The organism is Streptomyces endocoffeicus (genome assembly GCF_016741935.1).
GTDB lineage: Bacteria > Actinomycetota > Actinomycetes > Streptomycetales > Streptomycetaceae > Streptomyces > Streptomyces endocoffeicus.
The window spans coordinates 110,723-131,766 of sequence record NZ_JAERRG010000010.1; the positions used below are offsets into that span (position 1 = coordinate 110,723).

Here is a 21,044-nt window from a genome sequence, read left to right on the forward strand (position 1 = left end):
CGCGAAGTAATTTAGGCAGCCCTGCCCGCCGCCCAGACACCCCCTAGGGGCACACCCATGCCCGTGCCCGCATCCGGAACCGCCCGCCTCCTCGCCGGGGGCCAGAGCGGACCGGACGTGCTCCGCCCGATGGTCGACACCGTCCTCAACGCCCTCGCTCACGGCGCCGCCGACCGCGGTGGGCCCCTACCGGCCGGGGGACCGGCCGCGGTGGCCCGGCGGATACGCGGTGCGGCCCGGCCGCTCATCCCCGACGAGGGGGAGGGGCCCCACCACGCGCTGCGCAGCCTCGTCCGCGCCCTCGCCCATGGCGCCGCCGAACCCGCCGACCCCCGCTGCACCGCCCATCTGCACTGCCCGCCGCTCGCCGTCGCCACCGCCGCCGACCTCGCGGTCTCCGCGCTCAACCCCTCCCTCGACTCCTGGGACCAGGCCCCCGCCGCCTGTGCGCTCGAGACGCTGACCTGCCGCGCCCTGGCCGAACTCGTCCACCCCCACGGCCTGGACCCCGACGCCCTCGTCACCACCGGCGGCACCGAATCCAACCAGCTCGGCCTGCTCCTGGCCCGCGAGGCCGCCCAGGGCGCTCCCCTCCGTATCGTCCGCGGCGCCAACGCCCACCACAGCGTCCAGCGCGCCGCCTGGCTCCTCGGGCTGCCCGAGCCCCTCACCCTCTCCACCCCCGGCGGCGTCCTCGACCCGGTCGCGCTCCACTCCGCCCTCGACCAGCCGTGCGACGCCCCCACCCTCGTCGTCGCCACCGCCGGCACCACCGACACCGGGGCCATCGACCCGCTCCCCGACATCGCCGACGTCTGCGACCACCACGCCGCCACCCTCCACATCGACGCCGCCTACGGCGCGCCCCTCCTCTTCAGCGACACCTTCCACAAACGGCTCCACGGGCTCGACCGCGCCCGTACCGTCGCCCTCGACCTGCACAAACTCGGCTGGCAGCCGGTGGCCGCGGGCCTCCTCGCCGTGCCCGACGGCGCCGCGCTCGCCGCGCTGGCCCACCACGCCGACTACCTCAACGCCGACGACGACACCGAAGCCGGCCTGCCCGATCTGCTCGGCCGCTCGCTCCGCACCACCCGCCGCCCCGACATCTTCAAGATCGCCGTCACGCTGCGGGCGCTCGGCCGCCGCGGTCTCGGCGAACTCGTGGACCACGTCTGCGCGGCCGCCCAGCACCTCGCGGACCTCATCGAGGCCCGCCCCGGGCTCGAGCTCCACGCCCGCCCCACCATCAGCACCGTTCTCTTCCGCCCCACCGGGGCACCGCCCGCCGCCGTCGCCGCGCTGCGCCGCCGCTTGCTCCACCACGGGGCGGCCGTCCTCGGCCGCGCCGCCACTCCTTCGGGGCTGTGGCTCAAGGCCACCGTTCTCAACCCGCACATCCAGCCCGACGATCTGCGCGGGCTGCTCGAACTCGTGGAAGGCAACACCACCCCATGAGCACCGCACAACCCCCCCACCCCGCCGCGTCCGCCGATCCCGCCACCGCCGCCGACCGGGCCGCCGACCGGCCCGTGGACCTGGCCGGTATCGGCGTCGGCCCGTTCAACCTCTCCCTCGCCGCCCTCGCCCACGGTGTCCCCGCCCTGCGCACCGCCTTCTACGAGCAGCGGCCAGCCTTCCACTGGCACCCCGGCCTCCTCATCGACGGCGCGACCGTCCAAGTCCCCTTCCTCGCCGACCTGGTGACCCTCGCCGACCCCGGCAGCCCCTGGACCTTCCTCCAGTACCTCAAGGCCCATGAGCGGCTGTTCCCCTTCTACGTCGCCGAGCGCTTCCACATCGAGCGCGCCGAGTACGACGCGTACTGCCGCTGGGTCAGCGAACAGCTCCCCGGACTCCACTTCGACCACCGCGTCGACGCCGTCCGCTGGGACCACGAATACGAGCTGTTCGAAATCGACTTCGCCCGGCCCGGCCCGGCCGCCGACGCCCCCGCGTCCGATCCGGCCGCAGCCGATGCCGCGACCGATGAGGAGGGCAGGGCCCTCGGCCGCGTCTACGCCCGCAACCTCGTCCTCGGCGTCGGCACCGAGCCATACGTCCCCGAACCCCTGCGCCCGCTCGCCGACGCCCCCAACGTCCCCGTCCTCCACTCCTCCGACTACCTCGAACACCGCGAACGGCTCCTGGTCACCGGCCATGTCACCGTCATCGGCTCCGGCCAGTCCGGCGCCGAGGTCTTCCTAGACCTGCTGCGCAACCGCCCCCTCGGCGCCGAAGGGCTCCACTGGATGGCCCGCACCCCCGCCTTCGCGCCCATGGAGTACGGCAAGCTCGGCCTGGAGCAGTTCAGCCCCGACTACACCCGCTACTTCCACACCCTGCCCGAGCCCGTCCGCGACCAGCTGCTGCCCCGCCAGTGGCAGCTCTACAAGGGCATCGCCCACGAGACGCTCGACGCCATCCACCACGAGCTCTACCGCCGGGCCCTGCACTCCGACGGCTGGCCCGGCGCCGTCCTCACCCCCGGTGTCACCGTCCGCACCGCCGGCCGTATCGCCGCCGCCCAGCTCGAACTACACCTGGTACACACCGAGCAGGGCACCCGGGCCCGCCACACCACCGAGGCCGTCGTCCTCGCCACCGGCTACCGAGAGCGCCGCGTCGACACCCTCCTCGCCGCCCTCGACCCCTACATCCGCCGGGACGCCTCCGAGCGCCCCCGCGTCGACGCCGACCACCGCCTGGTCCTCGACCCCATGATCAAGGGCTCGGTGTACGTCCAGAACGCCGAGCGCCACACCCATGGCGTCGGCACCCCGGACCTCGGCCTCGCCGCCTGGCGCTCCGCCGTCATCCTCAACTCGCTGCTCACGGACCCCGCCTACCGGCTGCCGTCCCGCACCGCGTTCACCGCCTTCGGGCTCCAGCCGTCGGGACGGTGCGGCACCGTCATCGGCAACCCGCACCTCCCCGACCAGCGCAGCCCCCTCACCCCGACGCGGACCTGACCGCGCCGGGGGCACGCCTCGTCCTGCAAGCCGGCGGGGCACGCCTCGTCCTGCAACGGGGCACGCCTCGTCCTTCAAGAAGCGAACTAGAACACCGGAACGCCGTCCCGCGTCAGCTTCCAGTCCACCGACCCGAACCGCGACACATCGATCGTCCCCTTCGCCTGCACCCAGGCGATGATCGTGTTCCGGATCTCCTCCGAATTGGCCCACACCTGCTTCGCGGAGGCCACATGCGGGAAGTTGCCGCCCCCGCTCGCCCGGTAGTTGTTGACCGCCAGTACGAACCGCGCCTTCTCGTCGACCGGCTCGCCGTCGAAGCCGAGCTTCGCGATGCGCGAACCCGGCGCCTTCGCGATGTCGATCTCGTAGGTGAGGCCGCCGACCGCGTCGTAGTTGTAGTCCGGGATGTCCGAGGCGTTCGTCAGCTTCGCGGGGTCCACATCGCCGCCTGCCGGGGTCTGGACGTAGTAGCGCGCCGAGAACTCCAAGTAGTCCTTGAGCTGGGCGCCCGTCAGCACCCGCGCCTCCAGGGTGTTCTCGAACGGGTACAGCCCCGCCACCTGCCGGATCGTGACCTCCCCGGCCGGGATCGCCGCCGTACGGGAGAAGCAGGACGCCTGAGAGAGCACCGGCAGCTCCGCGTACTCCGTCCCCGCCAGCGCCGCCTTCACCGTCTCCGTCTGCACATGGTTGATGAAGTCGACGATCGGCGCGTCCTTGTACGGCGCCTCGGCGGCCGTCATCGCCGCCGAGCAGGTGCCGATGACCTGGTTCACATACCCGACGACCTTCTTGTGCTCGGCGTCGAGCAGCCGCACGATCCGCGGGTCCTCCCCGGCCGTGTTGGAGTTCAGCACCTTCGCCGACACCGACGTCACCCGCCAGCGGCCCCGCTCCCACTCCAGCTCGAAGTCGAAGAGGGTGAGCCGCTGACCCCACTTGAGCGGCTCGGAGAGCACGACCTCCCGCCCCGTCTCCTTGTTGACCACCCGTGACTCGGGGATCTCCACATGCGCGTGGCCCACCAGGATCGCGTCGATCCCCGCCACCTTCTCGGCCACCAGCGCCGCCGCGTTCTCCACATACGGCACCTGGTCGCCGTAGCTGGAGGTGCCGCTGGTCCCCGAATGCGCCGAGACGATCACCACGTCCGCGCCCATCGACCGCAGCCGCGGCACCCACTTCGCGGCCTGCTCCTCCAGGCCGGGGAAGGTCATCTTCCCCTGCACATTGACCTTGTCCCAGATCGCGATGCCCGGGTTGGTCAGCCCCAGCACCGCCACCTTCACATCCCGTCCGCACGGGGTGCGCAGCCGCGTCATCAGGTGCGGCGGGAAGGCGGGCCGCAGCGTCTTCGCGTCCAGCGCGTTCGCCCCCAGCAGCGGGAAGTCGCACTGCTCCTCGAACTTCCGCAGCACCGGGATGCCGTAGTTGAACTCATGGTTGCCCAGCGCCGCCGCGTCATAGCCGATCGCGTTCATGGCCTGCGCCATGGGGTGCACCGGGCCGCCTTCCCCGGTGATCGGGTCCACCCGGGCGTAGTAGTACGACAGCTGGGTGCCCTGGATGGTGTCGCCCGCGTCGATCAGCAGCGTATTGCGGCGCCCCTTCTCCTTGCGGACCTCGTCGACCAGCGTGGAGATCTTCGCCAGGCCCACATCGTTGTGCGCCGTGTCGTCGAACTCGGCGTCGGTGAAGTAGTCCCAGTTGAAGACGTTGCCGTGCAGATCGGTCGTGCCCATCACGGTGAAGGCGTACCGCCGCCGGGGCCGCTCGTGGCCCCGCGCCTCGGCCGGGACGGCGGCCGCGGCGGAGGCGAGGGCGGCCCCCGCACCGCTCGCCGCGGTGCGGCCGAGGAACTTCCGACGGTTGAGCGGCATGGCTGATCTCCCCTGAGATACCTGCGAATTGGGCACAACGCGCGTAGATTCTGGCCCAACCGCACCGCTTCGCACCAGCCCTCGCGCACCTGACCGGGAGCCGCCATGAATCAGCCGCCCCAGCCCGGCCGGCCCAGCCCGCCGCCGCAGCCCGCCCAGGCCGGCCCGCCGCCGCAGCCCGCTCAGCCCGGCCCGCCGCCGCAGCCCGCCGCCCCCGTGCCGTACGGCACCCCCGAGATCCCGCGCGTCGCCGTCCGCGGCGAGGCGACCCTGGAGGTCGACCCCGAGATCGCCCGGCTCACCATCACCGTCAGCGCCCGCGGCGCCGACCGGCGCGCCGCGCTGGAGGACCTCACCCGCCGCAACAACCAGGTCCTGGAGCTGGTGAAGTCCTACGGCGAGGCGGTCGAGAAGCTGGAGACCGGCGCCTTCTCGGTCGCCCCCGAGATCAACCCCAAGAGCCGCCATGAGCGCGTACGGGCCTATCACGGCCGGGTGCACCTGACCGCGACCCTCACCGACTTCACCGCCCTGGGCGAGCTCACCACCCGCCTCGCCGACCTCGAGCTCACCCGGGTCGACGGCCCCTGGTGGGGGCTGCGCCCCGACTCACCCGCCTACGGCCGGGCCCGGCAGCGGGCGGTGCGCGCGGCGGTGCGGCGGGCCCGCGAGTACGCGGGGGCGCTCGACGCCCGGCTGGTCGCGCTCATCGAGCTGGCCGACCTGGAGGCGGAGGAGGGACCGTTCCAGCCCGTGGCCGTCGCCGCCCCGCGCGCCCGGTCCGGCTACGGCGGCCCCGGCGACCGGGACGCCGTGGCCGCGCTCGACCTCGAACCGCAGCGCCAGACGGTGTACGCGCACGTCAACGCGCGCTTCACCATGACCCCGCCCGAGCTGTGAAACGCCTCCTCCGGAGCCCCGGAACCACCCTCCGAAACGCTCATCGGAGCGGCCCACTGCACGTTTCATTAGTTGTCAATAACCTGCCATCCAAAGGCCATGGAGGAGTGTGAAGTTCTCAGTTCTTTACTCGCCAGTAAGTCATAGGCTCGGCATCATGCGCCGAGCAAAAATCGTCTGTACTTTGGGACCCGCCACCGACTCGTACGAGCAGATCAAGGCGCTCATCGAGGCCGGAATGGACGTGGCCCGCTTCAACCTCAGCCACGGCACCTATGCCGAGCACGAGGAGCGTTATCGGCGAGTGCGCAAAGCCTCGCTGGAAACCGGTCGCAGCGTCGGCATCCTCGCCGACCTTCAAGGTCCGAAGATTCGGCTCGGCCGTTTCCGTGAGGGGCCCGTACTCCTTGAACGCGGGGATGAGTTCATCATCACCGTCGAACCCATCGAGGGCGACCGGTTCCGCTGCGGTACCACCTACGAGGGGCTGGCCGGCGACGTCAGCAAGGGTGAGCGGATCCTCGTCGACGACGGCCGGGTCACCCTCGAGGTCGTCGACATCGACGGCCCCCGGGTGCACACCATCGCCATCGAGGGCGGCATGATCTCCGACCACAAGGGGCTCAACCTCCCCGGTGTGGCCGTCTCCGTCCCCGCGCTGTCCAAGAAGGACATCGAGGACCTGCGCTGGGCCCTGCGCATCGGCGCCGATGTCATCGCCCTCTCCTTCGTCCGCAACGGCGACGACGTCGTGGACGTCCACCGGGTGATGGACGAGGAGGACCGCAGGCTCCCGGTCATCGCGAAGATCGAGAAGCCGCAGGCGGTGGAGAACCTCGAGGGGATCGTCGACGCCTTCGACGGCATCATGGTCGCCCGCGGCGACCTCGGCGTGGAGATGCCGCTGGAGCAGGTGCCGATCGTCCAGAAGCGCGCGATCAAGCTGGCCAAGCGGAACGCCAAGCCGGTGATCGTCGCCACCCAGATGCTCGACTCGATGATCGAGAACTCCCGCCCCACCCGGGCCGAGGCGTCCGACGTCGCCAACGCGGTGATCGACGGCACGGACGCGGTGATGCTCTCGGGCGAGACCAGCGTCGGCAAGTACCCGATCGTCACGGTCAAGACGATGGGCCGCATCGTGGCCGCCGCCGAGGAGGACATCCTCGCCAAGGGCCTGCCCCCGCTCACCGAGCGCAGCAAGCCCCGCACCCAGGGCGGCGCGGTGGCCCGCGCGGCGGCCGAGATGGGCGACTTCCTCGGCGCGAAGTTCCTCGTCGCCTTCACCCAGTCCGGCGACACCGTGCGCCGCCTCTCCCGCTACCGCTCCCCGATCCCGCTGCTGGCCTTCACCCCGGAGCCGGGCACCCGCTCCCAGCTCAATCTGACCTGGGGCGTGGAGACCTTCCTCGGTCCGATGGTCGATTCCACGGACGAGATGGTGGCCCAGGTGGACGAGGAACTGCTGCGCCTCGGCCGCTGCAAGAAGGGCGACCTGGTCATCATCACCGCCGGTTCCCCGCCCGGTGTCTCCGGCTCCACCAATCTGGTCCGCGTCCACCACATCGGCGCGGACGACCTGAGGTAACCGAGCCTCGCTCCTTGGGGCCGAAGTACTGGTTCAGTACTTCGGCCCGACGTGGTATTTCGCCGAAGCGTTCACTTCATCGAGTGAAGAAGACCGATTCCAATGTGACCTTGGAATCGAAGGAAAAGTGCCCCGGGTCGGACTCGAACCGACACTGTATGGGTTTTGAATCCATTGCCTGCTGCCAATTGGGCTACCGGGGCTTGCAGTTTCGAAGGTCACCAATGACCCGCTGCGCGTCCACCTTACCGCAGCTAGGTAGGCTCATGGTGCCCACCTGCCAGGAAAACGAGGAGCACAGTGAGCACCGCTGACGCCCCCGACGCGCAGTCGCACGTCCCACCGCAGACAACCCGCGTCGTCATCGCCGAGGACGAGGCCCTCATCCGCCTCGACCTGAAGGAGATGCTCGAGGAGGAGGGGTACTCCGTCGTCGGCGAGGCGGGCGATGGGGAGACGGCTGTCGCGCTCGCCCAGGAGCACCACCCCGACCTCGTCATCCTCGATGTGAAGATGCCGATCCTCGACGGCATCTCCGCCGCCGAGCGGATCGCGGCCGACCGCATCGCCCCCGTTCTGATGCTGACCGCCTTCTCCCAGCGCGAACTGGTCGAACGGGCCCGGGACGCCGGGGCGATGGCGTATCTCGTGAAGCCGTTCAGCAAGAGCGACGTGGTCCCGGCCATCGAGATGGCCGTCTCCCGCTTCACCGAGCTGAAGACCCTGGAACTGGAGGTCGCCGACCTCTCCCAGCGGCTGGAGACCCGCAAGCTGGTCGACCGGGCCAAGAGCGTCCTCCAGACCCAGTACGGGCTGACCGAGCCCGCCGCCTTCCGCTGGATCCAGAAGACCTCGATGGACCGCCGGCTGTCGATGCAACAGGTGGCCGAGGCCGTCATCGAGGACGCGGCGGAGAAGAAGGCCGCCAACAAGGAGCAGTAGAAGGGGAAAGGGTCCGCACCGCCCGAGCGGCGGTGCGGACCCTTTCCGTCGGCTCTCAGTCCTCGCCGAGGTACGCCTTCCGCACCGACTCGTCGTGCAGCAGCGTCTCGCCCGTCCCCGACAGCACGATCTTGCCGATCTCCATCACATGGCCCTGGTCGGCCAGCGACAGCGCCGCCTGGGCGTTCTGCTCGACCAGCAGGATCGTCGTGCCCTGGGACTTGAGCTCGGCGATGGTCTGCATGATCTTCTGCATCATGATCGGCGAGAGGCCCATCGAGGGCTCGTCGAGCATCAGCAGCTTGGGGCGGGACATCAGCGCCCGCCCCATCGCGAGCATCTGCTGCTCACCGCCGGAGAGGGTGCCCGCCGCCTGGTTGCGGCGCTCGCCGAGGATGGGGAAGAGCTCGTAGGCGTGTTGGATGTCGGCGGCTATGCCGTCCGCGTCCTTCCGGAGGAACGCTCCGAGCTGGAGGTTCTCGGCGATCGACAGCCGCGGGAAGATATGCCGCCCCTCGGGCGAATGGGCCAGCCCCAGGGCGACGATCTTGTGCGCGGGGACGCCCCGCAGCGGCTTGCCGTCGAAGCGGATCTCCCCGCCGAGCGGCTCGAGCAGGCCGGACAGGGTGCGCAGCGTGGTCGTCTTGCCCGCGCCGTTGGTACCGATGAGGGTGACGACCTGTCCGGCCTCGACGCTGAACGAGATGCCCTTGACGGCCTCGATCTTGCCGTAGGCGACCCGCAGGTCCTCGACCTCGAGCAGTGCGGTCACTGTCCGTCCTCCGTACGTGCTGTGGTGCCCCGCTGGGCCTCGTCCTGCGTGGCCCCTCCCGTGGCTCCGGTCGTGGCCCCGGCCTCCGCGGCCTCGACCTCGGCGGCCTCCTCCGCGCCCGGCGCGCCCTCGAAGGGGGTGCCGAGGTAGGCGGCGATGACGCGCTCATCGCTCTGGACGACCTCCGAGGTGCCCTCGACGAGCTTCTGGCCCTGGACGAGCACGGCGACCCGGTCGCAGAGGTTGAAGATGAAGCGCATGTCGTGCTCGATGACGAGCACGGCGGTGCCCAGGTCCCGGATGGCGAAGACCAGTTCCTCGGTGGCGCGGGTCTCCTGGGGGTTCATTCCGGCGGTGGGCTCGTCGAGGAGCAGCAGTCCGGGGTCGCTGGCGAGGGCGCGGGCGATCTCCAGCTTGCGCTGCTCGCCGTAGGGGAGGTTGCGGGAGAGGTGGTCGGCCTTGTCGGCGAGGCCGGTGAACTCCAGGAGTTCCATGGCGCGGGCCTTGGAGGCGGCCTCGGCGCGCTTGAAGCCGGGGCCGCGCAGCAGGGCCGACCACAGGCCCTCCTTGGTGCGGGTGTGGCGGCCGACGAGCACGTTCTCCAGGACCGTCATATTGGCGAAGAGCCGGATGTTCTGGAAGGTGCGCGCGATGCCCGCCTGGGTGACCAGGTGGGGCTTGGGCGGCAGCACGGTGCCCCGGTAGGCGACGCTGCCCTCGGTGGGGACGTAGAGACCGGTGAGGCAGTTGAAGAAGGTGGTCTTGCCCGCGCCGTTGGGCCCGATGAGGCCGACGATCTCGCCGGGGTGGACGTCGAGGTCGACCGCTTGTACGGCCGTGAGCCCGCCGAAGCGCATGGTGACGCCGGTGGCGGTGAGCACGGGGGAGGTCGTGGTGGTGGTCATCGCTGTCATGCCTCCGCCTTGGTGACGCCGACGGCACTGTCCTTGAGTCCGGTGGCGCCGGGGACGTCGAGCTGGCCGGTCTCGTGGTACTCGAGCTGCTGCCGCCGGTTGGGGACGATTCCCTCGGGGCGGAAGCGCATCAGCAGGATGAGCGCGATACCGAAGGCGAGGAGCTGGTAGTCCTGGAGGAACTCCAGCTTCTTGGGGATCAGATAGAGCAGGGTGGCGCCGAGCAGCGGGCCGCCGATGGTGCCCATGCCGCCGAGGATGACGGCGGCCACCAGGAAGGTGGAGTTGGGCGGGACGGGTCCGGCGAAGACGTACTGCTCGGGGACGACCGTGGACTGGAAGTGGGCCCATACGGCACCGGCGACCCCGGCCAGGGTGGCGCCGAGCGCGAAGGCGATGAGCTTGACCCGGAATCCGTTGATGCCCATGGCGGTGGCGGCGGTCTCGTCCTCGCGGATGGCGACCCAGGCGCGGCCGATGCGGGAGTTGCCCGCCCGGCTGAAGATCAGCACCACGAGGACGGTGACCAGCAGCATTAGCAGGTAGTAGTTGCCGTTGGAGTCGAGGGTGAGCCCGCCGACGCTGTGGTCGTCGTTGAAGTTGAACCCGAAGATCTCCAGCGGGGGGATGTTGGGGATGCCGTCGGGGCCGTTGGTGACGGAGGGCCCGGAGGTGCCATCGAGGTTCAGCATGGCGAGACGGAAGATCTCTCCGAAACCGAGGGTGACGATGGCGAGATAGTCGCCGCGCAGCCGCAGGGTGGGGGCGCCGATGATCACGCCGAAGATCAGGGAGACCACGCCGCCGGTGATCACGGCGGCCCAGAAGGGGAACTTGACGTCGAGGGTCGAGGCGGTGGATCCGGAGACCAGGGCGGCGGTGTAGGCGCCGACGCCGAGGAAGGCGACATACCCGAGGTCGAGGAGGCCGGCGAGGCCGACGACGATGTTCAGGCCGAGGGCGACGGTCGCGAAGATGGCGATGTTGACGCCCAGTTCGGTGAAGCTGGACTTGTCCTGGAAGAAGGGGAAGACGATCGCGGTGATCAGCGCCGCCACCAGGGTGACGGAGCGGTAGGAGCTGGTGAGCTCGCTGATCCGGCTGATGAGCCCGGCCTTGACCAGGGCGACGGCCGCGAATCCGACGGCGATGAGGTAGCCGAGGAACGGCTCGGGGTGGTCGGCGTCGGTCTGGATGCCGTAGTTGACCACGTAGAGGCCGATGGCGAAGACCGCCGCGATGATCAGGATCTCGGCCCAGGAGGGCAGCTTCTCGGGACGGCGCAGCGGTCGGCTGTCGTCCGGGAGCAGGAAGGTGGTGGCCACGGGGGCGGCGGTCACCACGGCGGCGATCCAGCCGCCCGGTTCCAGGTTGACCAGGCCGTCCAGATCCACCGCGATCGCGATGACGGTGAACCAGGTGACGGCGAAGGTGCCGAGGGCCAGCATCCGCAGGGCCTGGGTGGAGCCGCTGGGGGTGAGCCAGCGCAGCCCCTTCAGGTCGAGGGCGGCCAGCGCGAAGACGCCGGTGGCGATACCCAGGACGAGGGTGAGGAGCTGCAGTCCGCCGGGGTAGCCGTAGACGGTCAGATCACCGGGGAATTCGGCGGTCCAGGTCCAGGCCAGGAAGGTGGAGACGACGGCGGCGGCGCCGCCGGCCGCGGTGAGGGCCCGGAGCAGGGTGGTGCGCGGGGCGGGTGCGCCGGCCTCGGCCTTGCGCACGGCGCTGGGCTGGGTCTTGTCGGTGGTCATCGGTTCACTCCCTCACGCCCGGTCCGCTACGCGTTCGCCGAGCAGGCCCTGTGGCCTGACCAGCAGGACGACGATGAGCAGGGTGAAGGCCCATACGTCCTTCCAGGCACCGCCGCCGAGCTGGTCCATCCCGGGGATGTCCTGGATGTACTTGATGGCCAGGGCCTCGACGATGCCCAGGACGACGCCGCCGAGCATGGCGCCGTAGATGTTGCCGATGCCGCCGAGCACGGCGGCGGTGAACGCCTTGAGACCGGCGATGAAGCCCATCTCGAAGTTGATCTGGCCGTACTTGAGCCCGTGGGAGAGGGCGGCGACGGCGGCGAACGCACCGCCGATGGCGAAGGCCATCACGATGATGCGGTCGGTGTTGATGCCCATGAGCTTGGCGGTGTCGGGGTCCTGCGCGGTGGCCTGCATGGCGCGGCCGGCCCGGCTCTTGGAGACGAACAGCCCGAGGGCGAGCATGCACAGCGGGGCGGCGATGAGGAGGAAGGCGTCGCCGCGCTGGATGTGCAGATTGTCGAGGATCTCGAACGACGATCCCTCGAACTGCGGGAAGCTGCGGGGCTTCTTGGCGTCGGGGTAGAAGGCCCAGACGGCCTGCTGCAGTGCGATGGACAGACCGATCGCGGTGATCAGGGGGGCGAGCCGGGGGCCGCCGCGCAGGGGCCGGTAGGCGAAGCGTTCCGCCGCGGTGGCGATGGCGACCGAGGCGACGATGCCGCCGATCAGCATCAGGGGCAGTGCGAGGGAGAGCGCGGTGCCGCTGGGCAGCCAGATGTAGATGGTGAGGGCCCCGAAGCCCCCGATCATGAAGATCTCGCCATGGGCGAAGTTGATGAGCTGGACGATGCCGTAGACCATGGTGTACCCGATGGCGATCAAGCCGTAGAGGGCGCCAAGGGTCAGGCCGTTGACCAGCGTTTGCGGCAGTTCGTGCACCGCAGGGCCTCCGATGAGCGTGTCGGATATGACACCGCGCGAGGGCGATGGGTACGCCCTCGCGCGGATTCGTTTCGTGGGTGTGCGGATCGCTGCCGGGGTCAGTCCTTGAAGGTCTCGCTCTTCACGGACTTCCAGGCGCCCTTGGTGACCTTGTAGACGGTCAGCTGCTTGTTCGTGGTGTCGCCGTACTGGTCGAAGGAGACCTTGCCGGTGACGCCGTCGAAGGAGACCTTGCCGAGCGCCTCGGTGACCTTGGCGCGGGCGTCGTCCGGGAGCTTGCCGTCGTTGTCCTCGACCACGGCCTTGACGGCCTGGATGATGGCCCAGCCGGCGTCGTAGGAGTAGCCGCCGTAGGCCGCGTACGGGTCCTTGTAGTGCTGGTCCCCGTAGTTCTTCACGAACGTCTTGGCGGAGTCGAGCTGCTCGACCGGGTAGCCGACGGAGGTGGCGAGGTCACCGTCGTTGTTGGTGCCCGACGCCTTGATGAAGGCGGGGTCGTAGATGCCGTCGCCGCCCATGATCGGGACCTGCGCGCCGGCCTGCTTGACCTGGTCGGACAGCAGCCCGCCCTCGGGGTACTGACCGCCGAAGTAGACGGAGTCGGCGCCGGTGGACTTGACCTTGTTGGAGATGCCGGAGAAGTCGGTCTCCTTGACGGTCAGGTGGTCCCGGCCGACGACCTTGCCGCCGAGGCGCTGGAACTCCTGGGCGAAGATGGTGGCGAGGCCGTTGCCGTACGCCTGCTTGTCGTCGACGACGAAGACCTTCCGCTTCTTCGCGTCCTTGTAGTAGTACTGCGCGGCGAAGCGGCCCTGGATGATGTCGGTGGTCGCGGTGCGGAAGTAGGTCTTGAAGGGGCGCGACTTCTTGCCCGAGGCCCAGTCGTCGCCCTGGCTCAGGGCCGGGTTGGTGTTGGCGGGGGAGACCTGGGCGAGGTCGCCTCTCTCGAAGACGCCCTGCATGGACTGGGCGACGCCCGAGTTGAGCGGCCCGACCGCGCCGAGGATGTCCTCGTCGTCGACCATCGAGGTCGCGTTCGCCTTGCCGGAGGAGGGCACGGCCTGGTCGTCGAAGGACTTGACCTTGAAGGTGACCCCGTCCACCTCGTTGTTCTTGTTGGCTATCTTCGCCGCGAGGTCGACGGAGTTCTTGATGCCCTGGCCGAGAGCGGACAGCGAGCCGGTGAGCGGGGCGTCGACACCGATGACCACGGTCGTCTTGCTGTCCTTGCCGCCACTGTTGTCTTTGTCGTCCCGCGACCCGCAGGCGCTGAGAGTGAGAGCGCCCGCGGTGATGGCGGTCGTCATGATGAGCAAGGAACGGTGTCGCACGAGGAATCCTTTCGCTGGCCCGGCACCCCGGGTCGATGGAGTGCCGTGTCCTCGCCGGATGAACCTGGAATGGCCGTGTGGGCGCGGCGTACACCCCACGGGGCCGTGACTGGCTGTGACTCTAAGCGCGGGGGGCGACATGGGGCAGAGGTCTAGACGATGATGTGACTGTCTTGTTATGACGCGCGTCACCCCGGGATGTCCGTGTAGCGGAACGGAAGGGACGAATAGGGCGCATTTGGACCAATCATTAGGTCCGGATCCTGAGAAGGTGCAGTTCCGCTAAGGAGTGCGCTCAGCTTGTGGATGAAGCGCGGAAGCGGGTGCGCGGATGAGCGCGGGAAGATCGTTTTCGTGGTCGCCGAGGGTGCTGAAAATGCGATCTTATATTGCGTCAGCGTTACGCAGTGTTACGAATGGCGGTGCGGCCCGGGGCCTGTCCGGGGCGGTGGGCGGGGGTTCCGGAATGGTGTCGGGCCGGTGTCGCGTCGGTGTCGCGTCGGTGTCGGGCCGGTGTTGGGCCGGTGCGGCTCAGGTCGGCGGGCGCCAGTTCTCGGAGCTGTGGGTGGCGCCGTCCGCGGCCGCGCAGCGGCGCTCGGCCAGCCGCTTGATCAGCGCTTTGGCCGCCGGGGTGCCATGCCGCTTCCGTTCGGCGCGCGCGGCCTGGACGAGGTCGTCGTAGATCTCGTACTGCTCGTTGGAGAGCCCCTTCTGCTCCCAGTCGAGCCCGGCCCACTGGCTGCCCGCGAGGTCCTGCTCGGCCCAGTAGGAGATGAGGTCGGCGCACAGCCGTACGGGGGAGGTGGCCTGCGGTGTGGGGTCGCGGGGGGCGGGCGTGGACGCCGGGGCGCTACGGGAGTCGCCGGGGCTGTGAGAGCCGCTGGAGCTGTGGGAGCCGCCGGAGCTGTGAGAGCCGCTGGAGCTGTGAGAGTCGCCGGAGCTGTGGGAGCCGGAACCGGAGCCGCCGCATCCGGTCACCGTCACGGCGAGTACGAGAGCGCATCCACGGACGGCGGCGGGCCAGGAGCCCGCCCGGGTCGTTGCCCCCATGGAGGGTCACGGTAGACCCGGCCTCCCAGAGGGACAACGGCGATGGCGCGGGGCGTCACCGGCGATGGCGCCGGGCGTCACGCCTCGGCGCGGTCCTTCGCCTCGGTGATGTCGGCGACCGTCTTGGCCCGCCCGGCGTCGTCCACCTCGCGCAGCAGGCAGGTGAGGCGGGCGGTGCACACCCGCCGGTCCTGCTCATCGCTGATGACGATCTCGTAGGTGGCGGTGGAGCGACCCCGGTGGACGGGGGTGGCGACGCCGGTGACCAGGCCCGAGCGGGCGCCCCGGTGGTGGGTGCAGTTGAGGTCCACGCCGACCGCGATCCGCCCGCTGCCGCCGTGGAGCATCGAGCCGACCGAGCCGAGGGTCTCGGCCAGCACGGCGGAGGCGCCGCCGTGCAGCAGCCCGTACGGCTGGGTGTTGCCCTCCACCGGCATGGTGCCCACGACCCGCTCGGCCGAGGCCTCGACGATCCGCACGCCCATGCGGGTGCCGAGGTGTCCGGCGGAGAACAGCGCGGGAAGATCCACGCCGAGCGCCGCGTACTCGTCGAGTACCTCTTGCGGGAACTTCACGCTGGTCTGCTCGCCCATCGGGACAGGCTCCGTTCGGTTGCTGTGGTGGCCACCTTTGCTTGTGGTGGCCACCTTCTTACCAGGCAACTGAGCAAACGCTTAGGCCGGGGTCGTCTGTTCCAGGCGGACGACCACGGACTTGCTCGCCGGGGTGTTGCTGGTGTCGGCGGTGGCGTCCAGCGGGACCAGGACGTTGGTCTCCGGGTAGTACGAGGCGGCGCAGCCGCGCGCGGTCGGGTAGTGGATCACGCGGAAGCCGGTAGCACGCCGCTCGGTGCCGTCCTTCCACTCGCCGACCAGGTCGACGTAAGCGCCGTCGGCCAGCCCGAGCTCCCGGGCGTCCTCGGGGTGCACCAGCACCACCCGGCGGCCGTTCTTGATGCCGCGGTAGCGGTCGTCCAGACCGTAGATGGTGGTGTTGTACTGGTCGTGGGAGCGCAGGGTCTGCAGCAGCAGCCGGCCCTCGGGCGCCTCGGGGTACTCGACGGGGGCCGCCGTGAAGTTGGCCTTACCGGTGGCGGTGGGGAAGCTGCGGCTGTCCCGCGGGGCGTGCGGCAGGGCGAAACCGGAGGGGTCGCTCACCCGGTCGTTGAAGTCCTCGAAGCCGGGGATGACGGCCGCGATGCGGTCGCGGACGCGTGCGTAGTCCTTCTCGAACTCCTCCCAGGGGGTGTGGCTCTCGGGGCCGAGCACCCGGCGGGCCAGCCGGCAGACGATGGCCGGCTCGGAGAGCAGATGGGAGCTCGCGGGCTCCAGGCGCCCGCGGGAGGCGTGCACCATGCCCATGGAGTCCTCGACGGTGACGAACTGCGGGCCGCCGCCCTGGAGATCGCGCTCGGTGCGGCCGAGGGTGGGCAGGATCAGCGCCCGCGCGCCGGTGACCACATGGGAGCGGTTGAGCTTGGTGGAGACATGGACGGTCAGCCGGGCGGTGCGCATCGCGGACTCGGTGACCTCGGTGTCGGGGGAGGCCGCCACGAAGTTGCCGCCCATGGCGAAGAAGACCTTCGCCTGGCCGTCGCGCAGGGCACGGATGGCCCGGACGACGTCGAAGCCGTGCTCGCGGGGCGGGGCGAAGCCGAACTCGCGCTCCAGGGCGTCCAGGAAGGCCGGGGCGGGGCGCTCGAAGATGCCCATGGTGCGGTCGCCCTGCACATTGCTGTGGCCGCGCACCGGGCAGACCCCGGCGCCGGGGCGGCCGACGTTCCCGCGCAGCAGCAGGAAGTTGACGACCTCACGGATGGTGGGCACCGAGTGCTTGTGCTGGGTCAGGCCCATCGCCCAGCACACGATGGTGCGCTTCGAGTCGAGGACCATGCGCAGCGCGCGGTCGATGTCGGCGCGGTCGAGACCGGTGGCGCGCAGCGTCTCGTCCCAGTCGGCGTCGCGGGCGGCCTTCGCGAACTCCTCGAACCCGTGGGTGTGCTCACCGATGAACTCCTCGTCGGTGGCTCCCTCCCCCGCGCCGGAGGCGCTGTCGGACGCTTCCAGGATGAGCTTGTTGAGGAGCCGGAAGAGGGCCTGGTCGCCGCCGATCCGGATCTGCAGGAAGAGATCGGTGAGCGCGGTGCCGCCCCCCGCGATACCGCGGGCGTTCTGCGGGTTCTTGAACCGCTCGAGACCGGCCTCGGGCAGCGGGTTGATGGAGATGATCTTCGCGCCGTTGGCCTTGGCCTTCTCCAGGGCGGAGAGCATGCGCGGGTGGTTGGTGCCCGGGTTCTGCCCGGCCACGACGATCAGGTCGGCCTTGTAGAGGTCCTCCAGCAGCACGCTGCCCTTACCGACGCCGAGGGTCTCGGTGAGCGCCGAGCCGGAGGACTCATGGCACATGTTGGAGCAGTCGGGCAGGTTGTTGGTGCCGAACTCGCGGGCGAAGAGCTGGTAGAGGAAGGCCGCCTCGTTGCTGGTGCGGCCCGAGGTGTAGAAGACCGCCTCGTCGGGGGAGCCGAGCGCGGTCAGCTCGTCGGCGATGATGTCGAACGCCCGGTCCCAGGTCACCGGCTCGTACCGCTCGGCGCCCTCGGGCAGGTACATCGGCTGGGTCAGCCGGCCCTGCTGACCGAGCCAGTAGCCGCTGCGGGTGGCGAGGTCGGCCACCGGGTGGGCGGCGAAGAAGTCGGGCGTCACCCGGCGGAGGGTGGCCTCCTCGGCGACGGCCTTCGCGCCGTTCTCACAGAACTCGGCCGCATGGCGCTTGTCCGGCTCGGGCCAGGCACAGCCGGGGCAGTCGAAGCCGTCCTTCTGGTTGACGCGCAGCAGGGTGAGCGCGGTGCGGCGCACGCCCATCTGCTGGTGGGCGATGCGCAGCGAATGCCCTACGGCCGGCAGCCCGGCGGCGGCATGTTGTGGGGCTGTGACCTCGGGCGCGTCCTGGATCGGATCGCCTGCGGGCGGCTTGGCTGCCATGTCGCTCCCCTTGGGCTCGAGCGTTGCGGGACCTGTGTGTGGGGCTGTGGGTCCGATCCTGTCACGGGCCACCGACAGCCGGGGCGGCGGCCCGGTCCGGCGGTCGGTGGCCGGGCCCGGTCCGGTGGCCGGGGCGGGAGGCATTGTCGGTGGGGCGTGGCAGGATCGGGGGCGTGGCAGAGAAAGCATCGAAGAAGACCGCGGCGCCCGCGCCCGACCGCACGGGGGATGACCGTCCCCGCCTGCTCCTGCTGGACGGGCACTCCCTGGCATACCGGGCGTTCTTCGCGCTGCCGGCGGAGAACTTCAACACGACCACCGGCCAGACGACCAACGCGATCTACGGCTTCACCTCGATGCTGGCGAACACGCTCCGTGATGAGCGGCCCACGCACCTCGCCGTGGCGTTCGACGTCTCGCGCAAGACCTGGCGCTCCGAGCAGTTCACCGAGTACAAGGCGAACCGCTCCAAGTCCCCCGACGAGTTCAAGGGCCAGGTCGAGCTGATCGGCGAGCTGCTCGACGCCATGAAGATCACGCGCTTCGCGGTGGACGGCTTCGAGGCCGACGATGTGATCGCCACCCTCGCCACCCAGGCCGAGGAGCAGGGCTTCGACGTCCTGATCGTCACCGGCGACCGGGACTCCTTCCAGCTGGTCACCGACCATGTCACGGTGCTCTACCCCACCAAGGGCGTCTCCGAGCTGACCCGGTTCACCCCCGAGAAGGTGCAGGAGAAGTACGGCCTCACCCCGAGCCAGTACCCCGACTTCGCGGCCCTGCGCGGCGACCCGTCGGACAACCTCCCCGGCATCCCGGGCGTCGGCGAGAAGACCGCGGCGAAGTGGATCAACCAGTTCGGCTCCTTCAAGGAACTGGTGGAGCGAGTCGAGGAGGTCAAGGGGAAGGTCGGCGAGAAGCTCCGTGACCACCTGGAGTCCGTGAAGCTCAACCGCCGGCTGACCGAGCTGGTGCGGGACGTGGAGCTCACCGCCGGCCCCGAGGGGCTCGAGCGCGCCCCGTACGACCGGGAGGCGCTCGGGGTGATCCTGGACGCGCTGGAGTTCCGCCACCAGAACTTCCGCGACCGGATCATGGCCGTCGACCCGGGCGCGGCGGCGGACGAGCCCGCGGCCGCCGAGCCGGGTGTCGCGGTCGACGGAGTGGCGCTGGGCGCGGGCGAGGTCGCCCCCTGGCTGGAGAGCCACCGCGACACCCCGCTGGGCCTGGCCACCGTCGACACCTGGGCGCTGGGCAGCGGCAGCGTCAGCGAGGTCGCGCTGGCCACCGGCTCCGGCCCCGCCGCCTGCTTCGACCCCTCGCAGCTGGACGAGGCCGACGAGCGGGCGTTCGCCGAGTGGATCGCGGACCCGGACCGCCCCAAGGTGCTGCACAACGCCAAGGGGATCATGCGGGTCTTCGCCGAGCACGGCTGGTCCGTCGCGGGCGTCTCCATGGACACCGCCCTCGCCGCCTATCTGGTCAAGCCCGGCCGCCGCTCCTTCGAGCTGGACGCCCTGTCGGTGGAGTACCTGGGCCGTGAGCTGTCCCCGGCGGCGGCCGCGGACAGCGGACAGCTGGCCTTCGGCGCCGATGAAGAGGCCGAGCGGGACGCCCTGATGATCAAGGCGCGGACCATCCTGGACCTGGGTGAGGCCTTCGGCGGCCGGCTCAAGGACGTGGGCGCGGACGGGCTGCTGCACGACATGGAGCTGCCCGTCTCCGAGCTGCTGGCCCGGATGGAGCGGTGGGGCATCGCCGCCGACCGCGGCTGGCTGGAGCGCATGGAGCAGCAGTTCGCGGCCGCCGTGCAGCACGCCGTGAAGGAGGCCCACGACGCGGTGGGCCATGAGTTCAACCTCGGCTCGCCCAAGCAGCTCCAGGAGGTGCTCTTCGGCGAGCTGGGCCTGCCCAAGACCAAGAAGACCAAGACCGGGTACACCACGGACGCCGACGCGCTGGCCTGGCTGGCCGCGCAGACCGACCACGAGCTCCCGGTGATCATGCTGCGCCACCGTGAGCAGGCGCGGCTGCGCTCCACCGTCGAGGGCCTGATCAAGACGATCGCCCCCGGCGGGCGCATCCACACCACCTTCAACCAGACCGTGGCGGCCACCGGCCGGCTCTCCTCCACCGACCCCAATCTGCAGAACATCCCGGTGCGCACGGACGAGGGCCGGGCGATCCGGCGCGGCTTCGTCGTCGGCGACGGCTTCGAGTCGCTGATGACCGCCGACTACAGCCAGATCGAGCTGCGCGTGATGGCCCATCTCTCCGAGGACGAGGGCCTGATCGAGGCGTTCACCTCCGGTGAGGACCTGCACACCACGGTCGCCTCCCAGGTCTTCTCCGTCGACAAGTCGGCGGTCGACCCGGAGATGCGCCGCAAGATCAAGGCCATGTCCTACGGGCTGGCGTACGGCCTCTCGGCGTTCGGCCTCTCCCAGCAGCTGGGCATCACCCCCGACGAGGCCCGCAAGCTGATGGAGAACTTCTTCGAGCGGTTCGGCGGGGTGCGCGACTATCTCCAGCGGGTCGTCGAGGAGGCGCGCGCCACCGGCTATACGGAGACCATGCTCGGCCGCCGCCGCTATCTGCCGGACCTCACCAGCGACAACCGCCAGCGCCGCGAGATGGCCGAGCGGATGGCGCTCAACGCCCCGATCCAGGGCACCGCCGCCGACATCGTGAAGATCGCGATGCTCAAGGTGGACGCGGCGTTGACGAAGGAGAAACTCTCGTCGCGGATGCTGCTGCAGGTCCACGACGAAATCGTGCTGGAGATCGCGCCCGGTGAGCGGGAGCGGGTCGAGGAACTGGTGCGCCGGGAGATGGCGGGCGCCTTCCAGCTGAGCGCTCCGCTGGGCGTATCGGTAGGATCCGGTGCGGACTGGGAGTCCGCGGCTCACTGAGAGTTCGCCCGATGGGGTGTTTGCACCGGTAGCTGCGGGCCATAAGTTGTCGTAGTGTCACCAGAGTTGACGCGCTGGGGGAGCGCATCGTGTTCGACGG

Annotated in this window: 15 protein-coding genes and 1 tRNA gene; 6 read left to right on the forward strand and 10 right to left on the reverse strand. The window is 70.1% G+C overall.

What is annotated here, in order from left to right; genetic code table 11:
- The first annotated feature begins 57 nt into the window (after nt 1-57).
- Together JK364_RS24855 and JK364_RS24860 are read left to right on the forward strand one after the other, a co-directional pair.
- On the forward strand, nt 58-1,458 hold the full coding sequence (locus JK364_RS24855) for a pyridoxal phosphate-dependent decarboxylase family protein (protein WP_201853409.1): 1,401 nt from the start codon (nt 58-60) through the stop codon (nt 1,456-1,458).
- Entirely contained in the window at nt 1,455-2,972 is a 1,518-nt protein-coding gene (locus tag JK364_RS24860) for a lysine N(6)-hydroxylase/L-ornithine N(5)-oxygenase family protein (protein WP_201853410.1), read from the forward strand. Before JK364_RS24855 ends, JK364_RS24860 begins: the two co-directional genes overlap by 4 nt.
- 86 nt (nt 2,973-3,058) lie before the next feature.
- On the opposite strand, the gene JK364_RS24865 is transcribed toward JK364_RS24860, so the two are convergent.
- Nucleotides 3,059-4,855, reverse strand: coding sequence for a bifunctional metallophosphatase/5'-nucleotidase (locus JK364_RS24865; protein WP_201853411.1), 1,797 nt, complete (start codon nt 4,853-4,855; stop codon nt 3,059-3,061).
- A 105-nt stretch (nt 4,856-4,960) separates the two neighbouring features.
- Between JK364_RS24865 and JK364_RS24870 the strand changes: the two genes are divergently transcribed.
- On the forward strand, nt 4,961-5,755 hold the full coding sequence (locus JK364_RS24870) for an SIMPL domain-containing protein (protein ID WP_201853412.1): 795 nt from the start codon (nt 4,961-4,963) through the stop codon (nt 5,753-5,755).
- A 157-nt stretch (nt 5,756-5,912) separates the two neighbouring features.
- Nucleotides 5,913-7,343 (forward strand): pyruvate kinase, encoded by a 1,431-nt coding sequence (gene pyk / locus JK364_RS24875; RefSeq protein ID WP_201853413.1) that lies wholly within the window; start codon nt 5,913-5,915, stop codon nt 7,341-7,343.
- Nucleotides 7,344-7,471: 128 nt separating this feature from the next.
- On the opposite strand, the gene JK364_RS24880 is transcribed toward pyk, so the two are convergent.
- A tRNA-Leu gene (locus JK364_RS24880) sits at nt 7,472-7,546 on the reverse strand.
- Nucleotides 7,547-7,643: 97 nt separating this feature from the next.
- On the opposite strand from JK364_RS24880, the gene JK364_RS24885 reads away from it, so the two are divergent.
- Nucleotides 7,644-8,285, forward strand: a complete 642-nt coding sequence (locus JK364_RS24885; RefSeq protein WP_201853414.1) for an ANTAR domain-containing response regulator — start codon at nt 7,644-7,646, stop codon at nt 8,283-8,285.
- Between the two features lie 55 nt (nt 8,286-8,340).
- Here JK364_RS24885 and JK364_RS24890 read toward each other — a convergent pair whose 3' ends face one another.
- From JK364_RS24890 to JK364_RS24925, 8 genes are all read right to left on the reverse strand, one after another.
- Nucleotides 8,341-9,057 carry an ABC transporter ATP-binding protein gene (locus JK364_RS24890; protein ID WP_201853415.1) on the reverse strand — a complete coding sequence of 239 codons (717 nt, stop codon included), beginning with the start codon at nt 9,055-9,057 and terminating at the stop codon, nt 8,341-8,343.
- A complete protein-coding gene (locus JK364_RS57090; RefSeq protein WP_086880995.1) occupies nt 9,054-9,971 on the reverse strand; it encodes an ABC transporter ATP-binding protein in 918 nt (305 codons plus the stop codon). Before JK364_RS57090 ends, JK364_RS24890 begins: the two co-directional genes overlap by 4 nt.
- Nucleotides 9,968-11,722 carry a branched-chain amino acid ABC transporter permease gene (locus JK364_RS24900; RefSeq protein WP_201853416.1) on the reverse strand — a complete coding sequence of 585 codons (1,755 nt, stop codon included), beginning with the start codon at nt 11,720-11,722 and terminating at the stop codon, nt 9,968-9,970. The genes JK364_RS57090 and JK364_RS24900 overlap by 4 nt, the downstream gene beginning before the upstream one ends.
- Nucleotides 11,723-11,734: 12 nt before the next feature.
- Nucleotides 11,735-12,667: a branched-chain amino acid ABC transporter permease gene (locus JK364_RS24905; RefSeq protein ID WP_037948794.1), complete on the reverse strand. Its 933-nt coding sequence runs from the start codon at nt 12,665-12,667 to the stop codon at nt 11,735-11,737.
- A 101-nt stretch (nt 12,668-12,768) separates the two neighbouring features.
- Nucleotides 12,769-14,001, reverse strand: coding sequence for a branched-chain amino acid ABC transporter substrate-binding protein (locus tag JK364_RS24910; protein ID WP_201853417.1), 1,233 nt, complete (start codon nt 13,999-14,001; stop codon nt 12,769-12,771).
- Nucleotides 14,002-14,532: 531 nt separating this feature from the next.
- Nucleotides 14,533-15,051, reverse strand: coding sequence for a hypothetical protein (locus JK364_RS24915; RefSeq protein WP_201853418.1), 519 nt, complete (start codon nt 15,049-15,051; stop codon nt 14,533-14,535).
- A gap of 77 nt (nt 15,052-15,128) precedes the next feature.
- Complete coding sequence (locus tag JK364_RS24920) at nt 15,129-15,644, reverse strand: hotdog fold thioesterase (protein WP_201853419.1); 516 nt, start codon at nt 15,642-15,644, stop codon at nt 15,129-15,131.
- An 81-nt stretch (nt 15,645-15,725) separates the two neighbouring features.
- The gene (locus JK364_RS24925) at nt 15,726-18,032 is read right to left on the reverse strand and encodes an FdhF/YdeP family oxidoreductase (RefSeq protein WP_201853420.1); all 2,307 of its coding nucleotides are present in this window, start codon (nt 18,030-18,032) and stop codon (nt 15,726-15,728) included.
- Nucleotides 18,033-18,205: 173 nt separating this feature from the next.
- Here JK364_RS24925 and polA point away from each other — a divergent pair, with 173 nt between their 5' ends.
- Complete coding sequence (polA, locus tag JK364_RS24930) at nt 18,206-20,944, forward strand: DNA polymerase I (protein ID WP_201853421.1); 2,739 nt, start codon at nt 18,206-18,208, stop codon at nt 20,942-20,944.
- The last annotated feature ends 100 nt before the right edge of the window (nt 20,945-21,044 follow it).